Annotated in this window: 10 protein-coding genes; 4 read left to right on the top strand and 6 right to left on the bottom strand. The window is 38.5% G+C overall.

Annotated elements, in window-relative coordinates:
- Positions 1–331: 331 nt before the first annotated feature.
- The 6 genes from F580_RS0104910 to F580_RS0104885 form a co-directional block, all read right to left on the bottom strand.
- The gene (locus F580_RS0104910; protein WP_019026579.1) at positions 332–1228 is read right to left on the bottom strand and encodes a bacteriophage abortive infection AbiH family protein; all 897 of its coding nucleotides are present in this window, start codon (positions 1226–1228) and stop codon (positions 332–334) included.
- Positions 1228–2517 (bottom strand): tyrosine-type recombinase/integrase, encoded by a 1290-nt coding sequence (locus F580_RS0104905; protein ID WP_019026578.1) that lies wholly within the window; start codon positions 2515–2517, stop codon positions 1228–1230. The genes F580_RS0104910 and F580_RS0104905 overlap by 1 nt, the downstream gene beginning before the upstream one ends.
- Before the next feature lie 330 nt (positions 2518–2847).
- A complete protein-coding gene (locus F580_RS0104900; protein WP_019026577.1) occupies positions 2848–5262 on the bottom strand; it encodes an ABC transporter permease in 2415 nt (804 codons plus the stop codon).
- A complete protein-coding gene (locus tag F580_RS0104895; protein WP_019026576.1) occupies positions 5255–6019 on the bottom strand; it encodes an ABC transporter ATP-binding protein in 765 nt (254 codons plus the stop codon). Before F580_RS0104895 ends, F580_RS0104900 begins: the two co-directional genes overlap by 8 nt.
- Before the next feature lie 64 nt (positions 6020–6083).
- Positions 6084–7355 (bottom strand): efflux RND transporter periplasmic adaptor subunit, encoded by a 1272-nt coding sequence (locus F580_RS0104890; protein WP_019026575.1) that lies wholly within the window; start codon positions 7353–7355, stop codon positions 6084–6086.
- A 189-nt stretch (positions 7356–7544) separates the two neighbouring features.
- The gene (locus F580_RS0104885; protein ID WP_019026574.1) at positions 7545–9722 is read right to left on the bottom strand and encodes a winged helix-turn-helix domain-containing protein; all 2178 of its coding nucleotides are present in this window, start codon (positions 9720–9722) and stop codon (positions 7545–7547) included.
- Between the two features lie 1110 nt (positions 9723–10832).
- Here F580_RS0104885 and F580_RS0104880 point away from each other — a divergent pair.
- The 4 genes from F580_RS0104880 (at position 10833) to F580_RS0104865 (ending at position 17151) form a co-directional block, all read left to right on the top strand.
- Complete coding sequence (locus tag F580_RS0104880) at positions 10833–12089, top strand: efflux RND transporter periplasmic adaptor subunit (RefSeq protein WP_019026573.1); 1257 nt, start codon at positions 10833–10835, stop codon at positions 12087–12089.
- Positions 12090–12141: 52 nt separating this feature from the next.
- The gene (locus F580_RS0104875) at positions 12142–12885 is read left to right on the top strand and encodes an ABC transporter ATP-binding protein (protein WP_019026572.1); all 744 of its coding nucleotides are present in this window, start codon (positions 12142–12144) and stop codon (positions 12883–12885) included.
- 9 nt (positions 12886–12894) lie between these two features.
- Positions 12895–15336 (top strand): FtsX-like permease family protein, encoded by a 2442-nt coding sequence (locus F580_RS0104870; protein WP_019026571.1) that lies wholly within the window; start codon positions 12895–12897, stop codon positions 15334–15336.
- Between the two features lie 438 nt (positions 15337–15774).
- Complete coding sequence (locus F580_RS0104865) at positions 15775–17151, top strand: sigma-54-dependent transcriptional regulator (protein ID WP_019026570.1); 1377 nt, start codon at positions 15775–15777, stop codon at positions 17149–17151.
- The last annotated feature ends 11 nt before the right edge of the window (positions 17152–17162 follow it).

The raw sequence follows: 17162 nt of genomic DNA, 5'->3' as shown, positions 1-17162 counted from the left end.
TCTTTTTTGCATTTTCATGCTCCCATATTTACTGTTTCGCAAAATTGCTAGCAGTTTCGCCCAAATATAGGTGAGAGTTATTGGCAAATACCCCTCGTTTTACACACCGGGTTCGCCCGCGGTGTGTGTCCCCTACCAATCTTGCTACATAGTTAAGTTAAGTTATCTGATGAGCACATGTGGGGGAAAAAGGTTAGAGAATTCAAGATTCTCCTCGAATGCAAGCATTCAGTTCTAAATGGCGATTTTCTCTCTTTTCTTAATGACGCTTAAGATACTAGAGGTAGTTTTCGTCGATGTCAAATAAATTCGCAAATAGCGAACTTTTTGTTTAAGAAAAGCAATCAATATGTGAGATATGTATGAGGTTTTCTTTTATGCCTAAGTATATAAGCGCACTTAAGTGAGAGTGCTTATCTTCGGCATCATAGTAACTTAAATGCCATTGCACGGATTGTTTGTCGATATTGTTTACGATATTGGCAAAGTACTTAATATCTACTTCTGATATAGAGTGACCTAATACGTAAATATGCCTTATTGAATTTAACTTTTTAAAAAACAATTCGTTATCATTAATTAAGTCTTGAGCAGGTTTGAATGTTTTTTTAAAATAATCATCTACAATTCCATACCCCTCCATTACTCTAGTATCCCAGTCCTCATCAAATTGTATGTTAGCATTTTCAGTATAAGTTTTTGATGATGACCAATCGTGCCCTAATACCAACTCACTATCCTTGTTTATTGCTTTGCCGTGTATATGTAATATTCGCTCGCATGGAACATCATAAATTTTATTTAATGTATCGGTATAATTGAATGATAGAAAAAAAGCAGACGGTGAAATAACTTTAATTTTTTTCTGGGTTGGTATTCGTAATTCAAGTACCCAGTTAAGTAGGTGCCTTTTTAATTCTGAGGACAATGAGTCAGTGTATCGTTCAACCTCTATTTGAAAACTATGATGCCCACTATCACTCCAGTTTTCATCGCTGTATGATGCTAGATACTGCATTGCATCATCGATTAATGTATCAACATCCACACTTGATAATGCCGATTCAAGATTATTCCAGTTCTCTGAAATCATTAAATATTTTTCAATTGAGTCAGCAACATCGCAATCGATTAATTTGATGTATTCTTTAAAATCACTATAACGTGATTTTATTCCGTGATGAATATCGAAACCGTTACCTAAAATATATAAAATATCATTCTGCATTACAGGCAACCACGTTTTTTATATTCAGCATTCCATTCATTCATCCATTTAGCCGTATCTTTGGCTAACTCTGCTTTTTCTTCTTCTGTATCTTGCACTATTAGTTTAACGGGGTCGGTATTTGTAAAATCAACACCCGATAGTTCATTAGTAAACATTTCAGGCATTACATGGCTGTAATGTTGCTCTAACATTTGAATACTCGTACCACATTGCTTAGCGATAATTTGTGCAGGTAATTGATTCATTAATTGCCATGTGATGTACGTATGCCTTAAGGAATAAAGTGTACGTTTACCACGGGGTGATTCTTTTAATTCATTCTCAATAATTAATTTATCAAATGCTCTGCTAAGTTCTTTTGTCTTACTGCCATCTTCTAATTTAAATAAAAGGTCTTTTGGTTTTCTGTTTGGAAAACGCTCTCTTAATCGTTCAAATGCCCACAATACTTCTTCACGGCATACTACTGTTCTAGCACCCGTGTGCTTTGTGGTTTTGCCTTTGCGAACTGTAATTAGAAATACAATTTTATCGTATTTCTGCCTTAGTTCTATATCACCCCAAGTTAAGTTTTCCATTTCAGTACCAGGTCTAATACCTGAGTAAACAGCAATATCCATATAGTCTTGTAATAGTTCACGTAACATATGAGTATTTTGTTTTCTGCTATTACCTATGAAACTAGGTAAGGCTGATATTAATTTTTGATATTCTTCTTTATTAAATGCAGCCTTGCGTTGACCATCAGACCCTGCAGAAGCAGTTAGTCTGGGTATTTGAATTGGTAAAATCCACTTGTTTAATAGTGCCTCTTCAAAGACACGCATCATTGCGGCGTTATGGTTGAGTAGGGTTGATTTGGCAGGTGTACGTTTTAATTGTTCAATACGCCAAACATCAAATTCTAATAATCGTTGATTATCAATGCTGGTGATATAATTATTATCAAAGTATGGAATATGATACTTATTTAATACGCCTATATAGTCATTGTAAGACAGTTTTCCTGTGCCTTGTGCAAGTTGCTGCTGCATACGTTTAATTGCTAAATCAGCAACGCTTTTAAAGCGTTTGGTATTAATGGGTACGTTATTTTCTAATTTGAGTTTGTATTCGATAAAGTGCTGATGGGCGGCAGGTATTGCTTGTTCTAGGTCTTTCTTTTTTGTAGTCTTAGTAAACCAATTACCATACAACACAAAGCGAGCATACCAGCGTAGGCTGTTTGCTTGTTTATATATGTATAACTCGTCAGTTATATCGTGTCGTGCTACTTGTTTACTCATACGTAATTAAAGCACGATTATGGGATTACCGGCAAAGTGTTTACGTAAAGTTTTTGTAAAGTATGTATTAGGGTTTTTATGTGGTTGAATTTACGGGGTTATTTTAAGCGCGTTATATTCAAAATCCGGTTTCGAAAGAAGTGACGGTTCAAGTCCGTCTTGCGGTACCATACATAGAAAGCCCCGTTCATGCTCTTTATTAGAGAATGAACGGGGCTTTTTTGCATCTACACTTTCAGGTATAAATATTATGCATGAATTTGTTGGTAAGCTAATTATCCTTGATAATGAAATTAGCTAGTTCCTATCAAATATTAGTTACATCAGCAATTAATCACAATGTAGTGAATCAACGGGTTTGGCCGTTGCTGCTCGATAGGCGATAACCATCACGGTAAAATAGGCAATAACTAAACTAAATGCCGCACTTAATAAGAAGGCACTATAAGGCATATCAATACGGTAGATAAAGTTATCTAACCAATCCCTCATTAAGAGATAAGCCAAAGGTAAAGCAATAACATTGGCAGCTACTACTAAGATGGAAAATTGATTTACCAGCATAAAACAAAGCTGGCCGGTACTCGCGCCCAGTATTTTACGCACAGCAATTTCTTTCACTCGGCGCTGAGTATTAAAAGCCGCTAAGCCAAATAAACCAATGGCAGTGACCACAATAGCTAACAAGGTAAATACATTAAGTAATTCGGTTTGCTGAGTTTCATTGCGATAACTTGAGTCAAATAAATCACTTAACCAATCATATTTAAAGGCTAAATCTGGCGCTAACCCCAACCATATTAGCTCTATTTCCTTAAGCGCTTTATAGCTTGTTCTGGCCTTAAAGCGGATTGAAGTCCAACGTAATGATAAATCTTCTGGCTGCGCCGATAAAACATAAGTCATTGGTGGCACGATATTTTTCACATTGACATAATGGCTGTCTTCAACCACGCCAATAATTTGATGATTATGTAAACCGTCTTGACCACCACCTAAAGTCAGTAGCTGGCCAATGGCCTCTTCTGGGCTCCAACCTAAGGTAGCGGCTAATGTTTGGTTAATCATAAGCTTACCCGTTGAAGACTGCCAATTCGTTTGGTTTTCTTGATAGGCATCATTAATATAAGCATTAGAAAATGCTCGACCACTAAGCAGGTTTATACCGTAAGTTTTGAAAAAATCTAAACTAACAGGATTATTGCCTACCCAGATCTCATTACTAATATCATCAAGTCGCCTGACCGTGTTTGAAGTTCTGGTTGCTTTAGTCGGTACCGTATGAGACATGGTTACCGATAAAACGTCTGGATGGCGTAGCGCCTGGTTTTTAAACGCATTATAAGTATTGTCGCCTCTTGAAATAACGATCACACCCTCTCTGTCAAAACCTTGCTCCATATTTTTAATATATTGCATTTGCCAGTTCACTACTAAACTAGCGACTAATAAAAAAGCTGCAATAGCAAATTGTAAAATAATCAAAGATTGTCTTAACCACACGCCTGATTTAGAGGTTGTCACTAATCCTTTTAGTACATGAGCAGGCGAAAGGTTACTTAAATAAAAAGCGGGATAACTACCAGCCAATATGCCAACCAATAGAGTTAACGCCAGCAACTGTAGCGCTTGCGATACTGAAAAATCAAACAGAAGCTCAACATTCATTAATTGATTAAAGGCTGGTAAACAAAGAGCAACAAGCGCAACCGCAAATACGCTGGCAAGCGCTGATAACATCACTGCTTCTGCTAAGTACTGGCTGATTAATTGTCTTTTACTTGCACCTAACGCTTTGCGCACACCAACCTCTTTTCCTCTACGCATAGCCGCAGCCGTAGATAAGTTAGTGAAATTGACACACGCCAGCACTAAGATCATCATTGAAATGATACTAAAGATTAACACCATCACTGCGCTACTGGGTGGCGTTAAGCTTTGTGTGGTGGTGTTGTCAAGATAGATATCTAATAAGGGTTGAATATTAATTCGATTAGTTTTATACGATGACAGACCTTTAGCGCGACTATCATAATAATCACTGATGGTTGCGGTTAAGGTATTAATTGCCGATTTTTGCGGTATTTTGGCAAAAGTTCTGGTGGCATTAAAATTCCAGGCATCAATCCATTCAGGATTGGAAAATTGTGCATAGTAATTAACCATAGGCAAGATCATCGTCAGTGGCATTGTTGTAGGTGTTGTTGGTTTTTTGATCACGGCGGTTACTTGATGTTCTTTACCGTTTATCGTTAAACGTTTGCCGATAACGCCAGCAATACCAGCAAAATACTTAACCGCTAAGTCTTGATGCAGTATCAGGCTATCGGGCGCATCAAGCGCGGTATTAATATCGCCTTCAAGCAATTCAAAATCAAAAAATTCAAAGTAGTTTGGATCAGCATAAAGGGCTCGCTCGGAATAAACACTTTGTAAATATTTGACCGAAACATTGGCTGGCGAGACGCGCGTGGCATCTTCTACTTGGCTAAAATTTTGTCTTAACTCTCTTGATAATCTTAAGGGGGTTTGTGCTTGCGGTTTATTTTCACCACGAAGCAAGTTAATTCGATAGATATCCTTAGCATCAGTAAAAGCGGTGTTATAGCTTTTTTGATGATCAACATAAAGCTGTATTAAAATGAAACTGGCGATGCCAATAATTAAACCTGTTAGCTGGATAAAGCTGGTTAACTTGTCACGACAAAAGTTTCTCCAGGCTACAATAAATAAAAATTTAACCACAAGAAACCTCCGCGAATGTTTGCTGATTTTTTTCACCCTTTGCCATACCATTTATTTCGTCATTGCCACTTTGTACCTCCCCGTCAACCTGATGATCGTTAATAATTTTACCATCGAGTAATTCAATTACCCGGCTGCTATAACAGACATGTTCTGCCGCATGGGTTACCATCACGATAGTCGCCCCGTCTTGGTTAAGTTGTTGCAACAATGTCATAACTTGAGTTGAACTTTTTGAATCGAGATTACCGGTAGGCTCATCCGCCAGAATTAAATCTGGCTCAGTGACTATCGCCCTCGCGATAGCAACACGTTGCTGCTGACCACCAGATAACTTTGCCGGAAGATGTTTACGGCGATGACTAATATCAACACGTTTCAATACCGCATCGACTAATTTTTTTCGCTCAGCTTTGGCAACATTATGATAATAAAGTGGTAGCTCAATATTTTGCTCAACCGTTAACTCATCAATTAAGTTAAAATTTTGAAAAATAAAACCAATATGTTGTTTTCTTAACTTCGCACGTTGTTGTTCACTAAACTTATCGACAGGATTATCTAAAAAGCTGAATTTGCCACTATCAATACTATCTAACATGCCTAAAACATTGAGCAAGGTTGACTTGCCACATCCTGATGGCCCTAAAATGGATAAAAACTCGCCTTTGTTGATGGTTAAGTTCATCTCGTCAATGGCGACGGTTTCTACTTCATCGCCGATAAATGAGCGGCTTATATTATTAATTTTAATCATGATTGTTCCTTATTTTTTGTGTTGGTTTTGTCTTTTATTATGTTGGTGCATTGGTTCTAAGGCATTAATTATTCAGTGATAGGCTTAGTTGTTCTGCGTCAGAAAAGCTGGCATAAGATGAAGTGATCACCCGCTCTCCCTTCACTAAACCTGATAATACTTCAATGCTTTGTGGATTTTTTCTGCCTAAACGAACGTTGCGTTTTTTTGCTTGCTGACCGCTAGCATCAACAACAAAAACCCAGCTACCGGCAGTGTTTTGTATAAAACCACCGTTGGCGATTTGTAGTTTTGATTCGCTTGACGACAGATTGAATTTAAGCTGTAGGCTTTGCCCTAAACGCAACTGCTTAGCGACGACCTTATCTGAAATAGTAAAGTCGACTTTAAAGGTTCCGTTGTCGATGCCCGGATATACTTTGGCGACTTCTATGTGGTGAATTTGTTGGTTAAGTTCAAAGCTTGCTGTTTGCCCCTTGGCTACACGACTGACGTAAAACTCATCCACTTGTGCGCTCACTTTGTATTGTTCAATCAGATCTACTTGTCCTAAACGCTGACCCATACTTTTTGATTCACCCACTTGTGCATCAAGAAAGGTTAACTGCCCGGCACTGGGGGCACGAATAATTAGGTTGTCTAAACTGCCACGAGAGATAGTAAGGTTGCTCTCTAAGGTATTTATACTTTGCTCAAGTTGCTGAAGTTGCTGAGTTTGCAATAAGGCTTCTTTTTGCTGGCTCTGTTGAACCATTTCACGATATTTCAGTTGAAAATCTAGTTCGTCTTTTACCATTTCAATGGCTTGTTGTGAGATAAGGTTTTTCTCTACCAGTGTTTTATAACGAGTAAATTGTTTTTGCAGGCGCAGCACTGCAAAATCTAGCTCAATTACATCTCGTTTTAACGCCAGTTGATTTTGCTCTAACGCCAAACGAGTATTGCGCATGTTATTAATTTGCTCTGAAACTTCGGCCTCTCGTGCTAAGACGTTTAGTTGCAAATTGGTATTACTGAGTTTTAATATTGCTTGTCCTTGTGCGACCATGGCGCCTTCTTGAATAAACACTTCATCCACGCGTCCGCCATCAATGGCATCAATAAAAATGGTTTTTTCTGGTTCGACAACACCACGTAAAGGTAAGTATTCAGCAAACTCAGCTTGTTTAATGGTACTAATAACGAGGTTTTCACTGGATATATTGTAGTGTTTACCTGAGGCACTGTTGCTTTGAGTAAAAGAAAAAATGCCGATAATTAGGCTAGTGCTAATGACAAAAAATAAAATAGTGAATTGATGTTTTTTATTGCGAGTTTTAGGTATTGGCTTGTCCATAGAGTTTCCTGCTCATTAATTTGATAAGCAGTGTTAACCAGAACATCTTTAAAAGAAGGAAGAAAGCGGGATGAAAGTGTGATTATTGTTGGAAAAGTTGTGACCATCAGTGGTGGTCACAACTTTAAATATATAAAAACAACGAGTTAAGTGTAATTAATTTAATTTAGCAACATCCAATAAGTTACGCTATAAACTGATTGTTTGCATTATATCCGAAACAGATTGCTTCGTTATGGTGTATACCATGCCACGTTTTTTGATATCAAAGTCAATGCTTGGCACTGATTTTTGCCATAACCGGCTACTTTTTGTGGTAAATGAATAGCGCTTATATTGATTGTCTTCAGCATTCGATTGGCATACTAAGCCATCAGACGTTACTTTCAAATTAAGTTTTCTATTGATAATACTTGGTTGACAAGTGAGTGGAATAACCTGAGGTAGTACCGATAAATCGGAAAATTTCATTACTTGGAAACTGTCATCAGCAATCAGGTAATAACTATTATCAACTGCTGAATATACGCCACCTTGGTAACCAACAGGTAAAGGCGATAATTTTTGCTCGTTAATGTTGTAACGCATTAAATACCAATCTGCATTTCTTACACTCGATAGCAGTAAATTGTTTTCATCCTGCCAACTGACGCCAACAATAGCGATATTATCTAGCGGCAACTTATGAACCTCCATGCTGTTGGTATTGGCAATATATATTTGATTATCAGCCAAAATCATTAGCTGACTATCATTAGGCGAAAAAGCTAAATCATAGAGCTTAACTGGGTTATTGAATGACGTAAATTGCTTAGTGTTTTCAATGGTTGAAGCGTCGAGTAAATCACTAAGGTATACTTCAGCGGAGGTTGAACGCTTAGAGACAAAGGCATACTGACCACTGTTATGTGCTAAAGCCGGTAGATAATCCATTACGGTAGAGTTATCTAACTCAATGTTTTCTTGACCTCTTGATTCGAAGTGAATATCTCTATTAAGTAAATAAGAGACAAAACTAAAATCTTTGCCGTTATTAAGACGAGATAAATGTTTCACCCGTGAGGTATTACTGGCAACAACGGCTAACTTAGTGCCATCAAGGTTACTTTGCCAAAGCTCGTACGCTGGGTGTGGTGACGGATGAATAATGGTTTCATTGTCATGGTGCCAAAGCACAGCACGCATTAAATAATCTAATTTTGCAGTTTGTTTAAGCTTAGATTCTTCAATGTTTAAGGTGTATATCCGAGTCGTTGGCGAGAATTCACTATTTACCATGACTAAGCTTTTGCCATCGGCTGATATATCAAAACTATAATTTCCTAAGCCATTAGTGATCGGCTGATTAACAATATCTTTTTCACTATTGGTTAAATTAACCCTAAATATTTGGTAGCCATGACTCGCCGATTGTCTGTCATTAAAATAAAGGAATTGGCCATCAGGCGAAAAAACAAAATGCGGACTACTGTCGGCACTACATTCAGTAATGGCTTGCCAAGACTCTTTGTCTTTAATGTTATCGAGTTGTGCCCAATAGATCATACAAACACTATTGTGTTGGTACAAAAAAGCAAGCTTATCCTCGCTAGGGGACCATACCGGTTTGCTCAGTGCTGCTCTTGAATGAGAAATCGATCGCTTCACATGGTTGCTTAGGTTTTCGATGTTTATATATGACGGCTTGCCGGTGACTTCTTTACTATAAGCCAGTTGAGTTAAATCAGGTGATAGAGCAGGATAAAGTTCAATACCAACCTCACGTGTTAGTGCTTTCACTTGCTTTGTTTGTAAAACCTTATTGCTCTTTGTTGAAAATACAAAGGTAAGTACGATGATGATCATTAGCCCTGCGATAACCCAGAAGGTGTTTTTCGATAGGTTACTTTTTGTCTGATTACTTGGGGTTATGCCATTTAGTTGAACATCAGTTGGTCTGCTTTTTTTGACCCACTGACTTTGTGACTCTTGGCTTTCACAATCAGAAGTTTTTTGGTTACTGACCGTTTCTACAGCGACAAATTCTGCCACCATCCGATAACCTTTGCGTGGCACGGTAATAATAAATTGTGGATTCTTCGGATCGTCTGCTAAGGCTTTCCTTACTTTCACTATGGTACGGCTGATGGCATTCTCTGTCACTAATGTGCCAGTCCATACTTGCTCCATCAATTCATCTTTGCTGATCACTCGATGAGTGTGTTGACAAAAATAGACGAGTAAATCATAAACTTTAGGCGCTAAATTTATTGTTTCACCCTGACGATAAAGCAATTGGTTATGAGTATCGATGCAAATATCAGCAAAGTGTAAATAGCGCAAAGGATGTCCTTGTTTTATGTTATGAACGGTTTTTATTTTTGGCATCATTGACCACTAATCATGGTACTGCACTTTAATCGAGTTATTAAGGATTTTAAATACCTTAGCCGACTAGATTGTATCATTTAGCCAAGAAAATCACTGCAAAGGGAATTGGTCACAGTTTTGTCATCAATTGGGCACTGTCAACTTAACTTCAAACATGTATCATATTACGGATGAAGACTTATAAACGCTATCGTTATTTAGTAAGATAGTTAGACGAAAATAGTTTACAAAGAAATCAGTTTTTAAAGTGAAAATTGAAAAATAGGCTACAGTCTTTTGCCGCAGTCGTGGACGTGGTAGACACGCCGGATTAAAAATCCCCTGTCGCAAGGCGTGTTGGTTCGAGTCCACTGCTGGTACCATCATTTTGAAGCCCTGATCAGGAATGGTAGGGTTTTTTTTGTCAAAATTGTGGTAAAAATGAGCCTTAGCTTTTAACCAATGAATAGTGAAAAATAGTTTAACGCTAATGACATTGTGGTGCGCATTATAGACATTAGCACTAATTTTTTTTCCCTATATTTTCTAATTAATTGACTGAGTACAATATTGAAGTCGGCATAGATGACATCGAAATTTCATTTAGGGTGCCGAACTACAGGCAACAAGATTTTATCAATGAACTTAAAAATTGTGAACAAGTTAAAGACAAAGAATATAGACAAAAAAAGAACTATAAAATTTGTTACGGAAGGGGAAAACGTTTTGTTTTAAAACCGGTGGGAGCTTTGTGTTCCACTATAGACTGACATGTTCTATCACCAGTTAAGTTTATTATCTCTTAACTGGGGTAGTCGAATCCATTAAACCACGTCAGCCTTTCAAATTTCTCCTTTGCCATCTCAACTAGATCAAGAGAAGGTTTTCTCCCGCTAGCATGCCCTACTTGCCGCTTTAAGTGACTTAATCATTATACGGCTGGCTAAAGGCTGTGTCGATATTAAGACACTAAAGCAAAAACCCTGTCTTAAAATCGGCACACTTAAATATTCTTACCACTTAATCGAAATTTTTTATCTGTTAAATAACAGTAGGTTATTTTTTATTTCATGGTTGGCATAACACTTGTATTTAACCAGATAAGGCAAAACAACCTAAAGATAATTTATGGATACGATACGAGTAAAAGCACAGCCGGCCATTTGGCGAAAATATTGGTATGTTGTGGCCGGGCTAATTTTAGTGACGGCAATCTATTTAATTAAAGGCATGACTGGTAATGCATCATTTATTGTCGCCAAGAGTGAACTCGTTATCGCCACCGTTAAACAAGGAAACTTTAGAGTCAATATTCGCGCTAGTGGCGTTTTAAAGCCAATGGATATTCGCTGGGTATCATCACAAGTATCAGGTCGCGTTGAGCAAGTTTTTGTTAAAGCCGGTGCAGTGGTCAGCGAAGGTCAAATTTTAATGCTACTTTCTAATCCAAACTTACACCGAGAATTAGAACAAGCACGCTGGGAGCTTGCGGCAAAAAAAGCTGAAAATTATGCTGCGTTTGTTGCCCTTGAATCACAACTGCTCGATTTGAAAAATTCGGTTGTTGCCGCCGACTATAGCTATCAGGGCAGTAAATTAAAACTAGATGCCGAAACACAGTTATTTGAAAAACAAAATGGCACCGTATCCGCCCTGGACTACCAACGCAGTCAGCTGGAAGTGAAGCAGAAAATACAATATTGGCAATCACAACAACAAAAAGTGTTAAAAATGGAAGCTAACTTATTAGCAACAAAAACAGCTCAGCAAGCCCGTTTAGGCTTAGTTGAAAACAACTACTTACGTGTTAAAGATCAAGTATCATCACTTGCCGTAAAAGCAACAACAGATGGTGTTGTACAACAAGTTTCCTTGGTCTTAGGCGAACAAGCCCAAGTGGGCGGCAGTGTTGCCCTTATCGCCGACCAAGAGTCTTTATTTGCAGAATTACAAGTACCAGAAATTAAAATCAATGACATTTCCTTAGGGCAAACCGTTGTTGTTGATACTCGAACCTCTGAAATCTTAGGTGAAGTAATACGAATAGACCCTGCAGTTAATACTGGCATGGTGCAAGTCGATGTTAAGTTAACCAGCGTACTGCCTAATGAAGCTCGCCCTGATCTGACCGTTGATGGTTTAATTGAAATAAGTAATATCGATAATGCGCTCTATATTAAGCGGCCGGTATTTGCTCCTAGACATAGTAAAACCGGCTTATATCGTTTAAGCCCTGATGCACAGTTTGCCCAAAAACAACTTGTTGCACTGGGACAAAGCTCAGTGAATCAAATCCAAATATTATCAGGTCTGACTGTCGGCGACCAAGTTATCATTTCGGATACCTCAAACTGGCAAGAACACACAGACATAATGATCAATTAGCACAATGCACATTTTAAGACATCGCTAAAAACAAATTTAATCGGAGACTAACATGACCGCACTTATTGAACTTAAAGACATAACTAAAACATTCTTAACTGAAGAAATTGAAACTCGCGCGCTAAATAGTATCAATATCACCATTAATAAAGGTGAATATTTATCATTAAGTGGCCAATCTGGTTGCGGTAAGTCAACACTACTTTCATTGCTCGGTTTGTTAGATTCACCAACATCAGGCAGTTATCTGATAAATAATGTTGATGTTTCATCGCTCTCTCGTGATCAACGGGCAAAAATTAGAAGCGAGCAAATTGGCTTTGTTTTCCAGTCATTTAATCTAATATCAGATTTAACTATCTTTGAAAATGTGATGTTGCCATTAACCTATCAATCAGGTTTCTCTAAAAAAGAAATTGCAGAAAAAGTACACGATGTGCTGGCCAAAGTAGAGATGTCTCATCGTAAAGATCATTTCCCGTCACAACTCTCGGGCGGACAACAACAGCGTGTTGCCGTCGCTCGTGCTTTAGTTAACGACCCAGCCATAATTTTAGCGGATGAACCCACTGGTAATTTAGACTCAAAAAATGCCCAGGCGGTATTGGCTTTATTTGACAAACTTCACCAAGATGGCGCAACGATTTGCATGGTAACCCATGATCCCATTTCAGCGAAAAGAGCCAGCCGATGTTTAGAAATGTTTGATGGTCGCCTCATTGCGGATAACTTAAATACTCCATCGCATCAAAAGCTCGCTTCTTCCGTCGCAGCAATTGAATTAGTAGCAAGTTAGGAGATTACTATGTCGGTATTAATAGATATAAAATATGCACTGAGGTTACTGTTTAAAGCGCCTAAATTTACCGCCATGACCTTATCGGTATTAGTCGGCGGTTTAACCATCAGCTTATTCACTTTTTCTTTTTTGTATTCAACCTTGCATAAAGCACTGCCTATGCCTGAAGGCGAAACAGCATTAGTTTTATCAACGGAAACGATTGGTATTTCAATGAATATGGATACAAATCAAAATTCTCTCTCTGCTTATGAGTTTAGGCAAATTGCTAAAACACAATCATCGCTTGATGAGTTTGGCTTGTATGAATCAATAGATGCTCGGTTATCATTCGAAGATACCGGGAAAAACATTTCAGCAACTTATGTAGATAGTGGTTTCTTTAGATTTAGCCGAACTAAAGCCATGATGGGACGCACCATTCAACAGCAAGACATGGTTGTTGGCACAACCCCGGTTGCAGTCATTAGCTATGAAACTTGGCAAAATGAATTATCTGGCAGTAAAGACGTGTTAACAATGACGATTAACTTAAATGACAGGGTAACGGATGTTATTGGTGTCATGCCACCGGGTTACCGATTTCCTGGCATTGCTAAAATTTGGTTACCGCTAAAGCAATCCCAGTTAAATAAACAACAAAATACGTCGTCTTATTTTACCGCCTATGCCCGACTTAAAAGTGGTGTCAGCAACGAACAAGCGACAAAATACTTAAGCGCTGCCCTTGACCAACTTTATCAACAATCGGTAAAACTTTATAATCAACCCGAGGCAAATAAAATAGTGCATTTACGCAGCTATCCAATGGATCAAGTTAACGGCATTGGCAATACCATGTTCATTTTTTTGAATGTCGTGGCCTGGTCCATTTTGGCATTGGGCTGTATCAATGTTGGTAATTTATTATTGGCTCGCTCTATGGAACGTCAAAAAGAAACGGCGATTCGTGCGGCTTTGGGGGCCACCAGTAAACGTTTGGTTAGTCAACTCATGTGGGAAGGTATTATAATTACCACAGTCGGAGCAATTCTTTCGGTATTACTAGTAGGGGCTGCATTAGATTATACCAACATTGCTCTACATTCCTGGATGCCAAATAGCATGGTTTTTTGGTGGCATTGGGGTTTGGATAAAGAAACCCTTGGTATGGCTATTATTGTTACTTTAGTGACTATTATACTCGCCGTTTTTTTACCCGCGTGGCGCTCTGCCCATCAAGATATCAATGCGGCCTTAAGAGACGGTACCCGAGGTGCACAAGGCAAAAAAGCCGGTCGTTTATCGCGACTATTAGTCACCGTACAAGTGTTTTTAGTGGCTTTTTTAATGCTTATTGGTACGCTTTCTGGCTTTATAACACAAACATTTATTAATTTGGAAACTGGCGACGATTATAGCGATATCATGAGAGCCAGCATCAACTTACCGAAAAACAAATACCAAACACCGCAAGAACAAGCTCTGCTCTTTCAGGCGTTGTTAGAGCGTATAAAAAATGACAGTAATGTCATTGATGCTCATGCGACCACCTTAAGTCATTTACCAATCATCTTAAGTGAATTTGATTTCGATGATAGCCATGAAAAATTAAGTATCGATACCTTTACCGTCATCGGCAATACCGAGTTTTCAGGTATAACGCTTGTTGCTGGTCGTCACCTGAATCGAAGGGACAAAAGTGGTGCTAGAAAAGTCGTCCTAATCAGTCAATCAATGGCAAACCGATATTGGCCAGGAGAATCGGCACTAGAAAAGAAAATAACCCTTGAAATAGCTGGTAAGGCTGAGTCGCTTTTCATTGTGGGTATAGTGACCAATCGGTTTAACGGTAGATCTCTTTTTGGCAAACTTGATAGCGAAGATGAAACCTATATTTCTGGTTTACAATTCATAAAACCCCGCATGAGAATATATTACAAAACGATTAAAGGAAGTGTGAATGCAGCAGGCATATTCTATAGAGCACTCTTTGAGATAGATAGAAACATTGACGTTGTTCAGACTGTCCAGCCGGCAGAGCGTAATAGAAACCTCATGCGCGACGGCATGCGTTTGACCTCGAAAGTCATTTTTGGCACCGGATTTTTTGCGCTAATGTTAGCAATGGTTGGCATTTATGGTTTGACCGCTAATTCTGTTGCCCAACGTACCCATGAAATAGGTATACGACGAGCGGTTGGTGCAACTGACAAAAACATTACCGACATGTTTATCAAACAAGGTGGCAGACAGTTGCTGACAGGTTTGGGGTTGGCCTTACTGCTCTTCACTCTTATTTCAGTGATGTTTAATGAGTTTTCTGAAGGGCTTATTCCAACTTACTTATACTTTGTTTTGGCGTCTGTTGTCATCGTTAGTTTATCCCTTATTGTCATGTTAGCTATCTATGCACCCACCAGAAAAGCCGTGGTTATGGAGCCAAGTTTGGCATTACGATACGAATAATCATCAATAGCACATAATAAAGCCCTTAATTTCGGGGCTTTATTTTGTTAATTTAGCGCTTAAAATAAAGCTTATACCAATCCATCTAAAGAAGTGACCACTTAGAACGACATGGGCGATATGATAACAAGCAAAATATGTGGGGATATAGTTATTCTACATCTAACAAATTTTGTGCATTTATCATGATGCCCATGCGCTCCCGAAGGGCGAGGTTTAAAGGCCTATATGCTGCGTTATTGATTTTAATAAGAGAATGACTATTATTTGCAATCAAAGCCTTGCCTCTAAACCTTTAAATTCTCGCTAAGCGATCACTTTCTTAGATGGAATGGTATTACTTATTTAGAATACAACAACCTAGTGAATTTTTGTTAAAGTGATATATTAGGCAATTAACGTATTTTATTTTCATCCAAAAAACGGACATAATGCTCTGTGAATAATAGTAAAATTCTCATCGCTGATGACGACATAAATATCATCGCTAGTTTGAAATATATCTTATCGGAAGAAAATTTTGATATTTTGGCGATGACAACACCACAAGCGGTGCTGGAAAACTTAAAGAATACCTCAGTAGATCTGGTTTTACTTGATATGAATTTTCAGCAAGACACCACGTCGGGCGCAGAAGGTTTACAGCTAGTTGAAGCGATCAAAAAACTGGATGAAAACTTGCCCATTATTGTTATGACTGGCTGGGCAACCATAGATATTGCGGTTGATGCCATGCGCGCGGGTGCGGTAGATTTCATTCAAAAGCCGTGGAATAACGAACGTATCATCAGTGCTATTAAAACCCAGATCAAATTGGCTAAAAGTGATAGAAAACTACTCCGTTTAAGCCAAGAAAATAAATTATTGAGCGGCCAATTTTTTCCCGAGTCCAAAGAGCAAATCATTGCCCAGTCTCCGGCTATGCAACAACTGATGTCAACCTTAAGTGATTTAGCAAAAAGTGATATGAGCATTCTTCTTACGGGTGATAATGGTACCGGTAAAAGCATGTTAGCGTCATACGTGCATAAACTGTCTACACGAGCCAATAATTCTTTTGTCCCGGTTAATATGGGCGCTATCCCAGAAAGCTTATTTGAAAGTGAAATGTTTGGTCACGTTAAGGGCGCATTTACCGATGCTAAAGAAAACCGCATTGGCCGTTTTGAAATGGCGGAACAAGGCACGCTATTTTTAGATGAGCTCGCCAATATTCCCATCGCTCAACAAGCAAAATTATTAAGGGTATTAGAAGAGCAAAAATACGAAGTCGTTGGCAGCAGCAAATCTCAAACAGCCGATGTTCGTATTATTTCAGCAACCAATTGCGATTTAGCCAAAGCCATTGACGAACAACGATTCAGACAGGATTTATTTTATCGACTTAATACCATTCAACTGCGAGTTCCCTCTTTGAATGAACGCATTGAAGATATAAAACCATTGGCAGAGCATTTTTTGCAGGTTTTTAGTATCAAATATAACCTGCCTATACCAGAGCTATCGGACGATGCCGTGGCACAACTTCAACAATACAGTTGGCCAGGAAATATCCGTGAACTCAGTCATTTAATGGAAAGGTTACTTTTTACCTGTAAAAAAACCACCATTACCGCCCGAGATTTATTACTGCAAGAGGCTGGGAAAGGTACAGAATCTATTGAAGATACCACGCTTTCTATGGAAGATATTGAGCAAAGAGTCCTGATCAATCGCTTAAAACATCATCGTGGCAATGCCACCGAAACAGCAAAATCGCTGGGGTTAAGTCGAAGTGGCTTTTATCGACGTATGAGTAAATATGGCTTGGATTAACACTAGCATTT

The sequence above is a fragment of the Colwellia piezophila ATCC BAA-637 genome (genome assembly GCF_000378625.1).
In the GTDB taxonomy this organism is placed as follows: Bacteria; Pseudomonadota; Gammaproteobacteria; order Enterobacterales; family Alteromonadaceae; genus Colwellia; species Colwellia piezophila.
The sequence above is the reverse complement of the archived record's forward strand: the minus strand, read 5'-3'. Positions and strand labels throughout refer to the sequence as shown.

Excerpts from the sequence above, each read along its gene's own strand:
- F580_RS0104870 (WP_019026571.1), top strand. The coding sequence starts at position 12,895 with ATGTCGGTATTAATAGATATAAAATATGCACTGAGGTTACTGTTTAAA.
- F580_RS0104890 (WP_019026575.1), bottom strand. The coding sequence starts at position 7,355 with ATGGACAAGCCAATACCTAAAACTCGCAATAAAAAACATCAATTCACT.
- F580_RS0104880 (WP_019026573.1), top strand. The coding sequence starts at position 10,833 with ATGGATACGATACGAGTAAAAGCACAGCCGGCCATTTGGCGAAAATAT.
- F580_RS0104875 (WP_019026572.1), top strand. The coding sequence starts at position 12,142 with ATGACCGCACTTATTGAACTTAAAGACATAACTAAAACATTCTTAACT.
- F580_RS0104895 (WP_019026576.1), bottom strand. The coding sequence starts at position 6,019 with ATGATTAAAATTAATAATATAAGCCGCTCATTTATCGGCGATGAAGTA.
- F580_RS0104910 (WP_019026579.1), bottom strand. The coding sequence starts at position 1,228 with ATGCAGAATGATATTTTATATATTTTAGGTAACGGTTTCGATATTCAT.
- F580_RS0104905 (WP_019026578.1), bottom strand. The coding sequence starts at position 2,517 with ATGAGTAAACAAGTAGCACGACACGATATAACTGACGAGTTATACATA.
- F580_RS0104885 (WP_019026574.1), bottom strand. The coding sequence starts at position 9,722 with ATGCCAAAAATAAAAACCGTTCATAACATAAAACAAGGACATCCTTTG.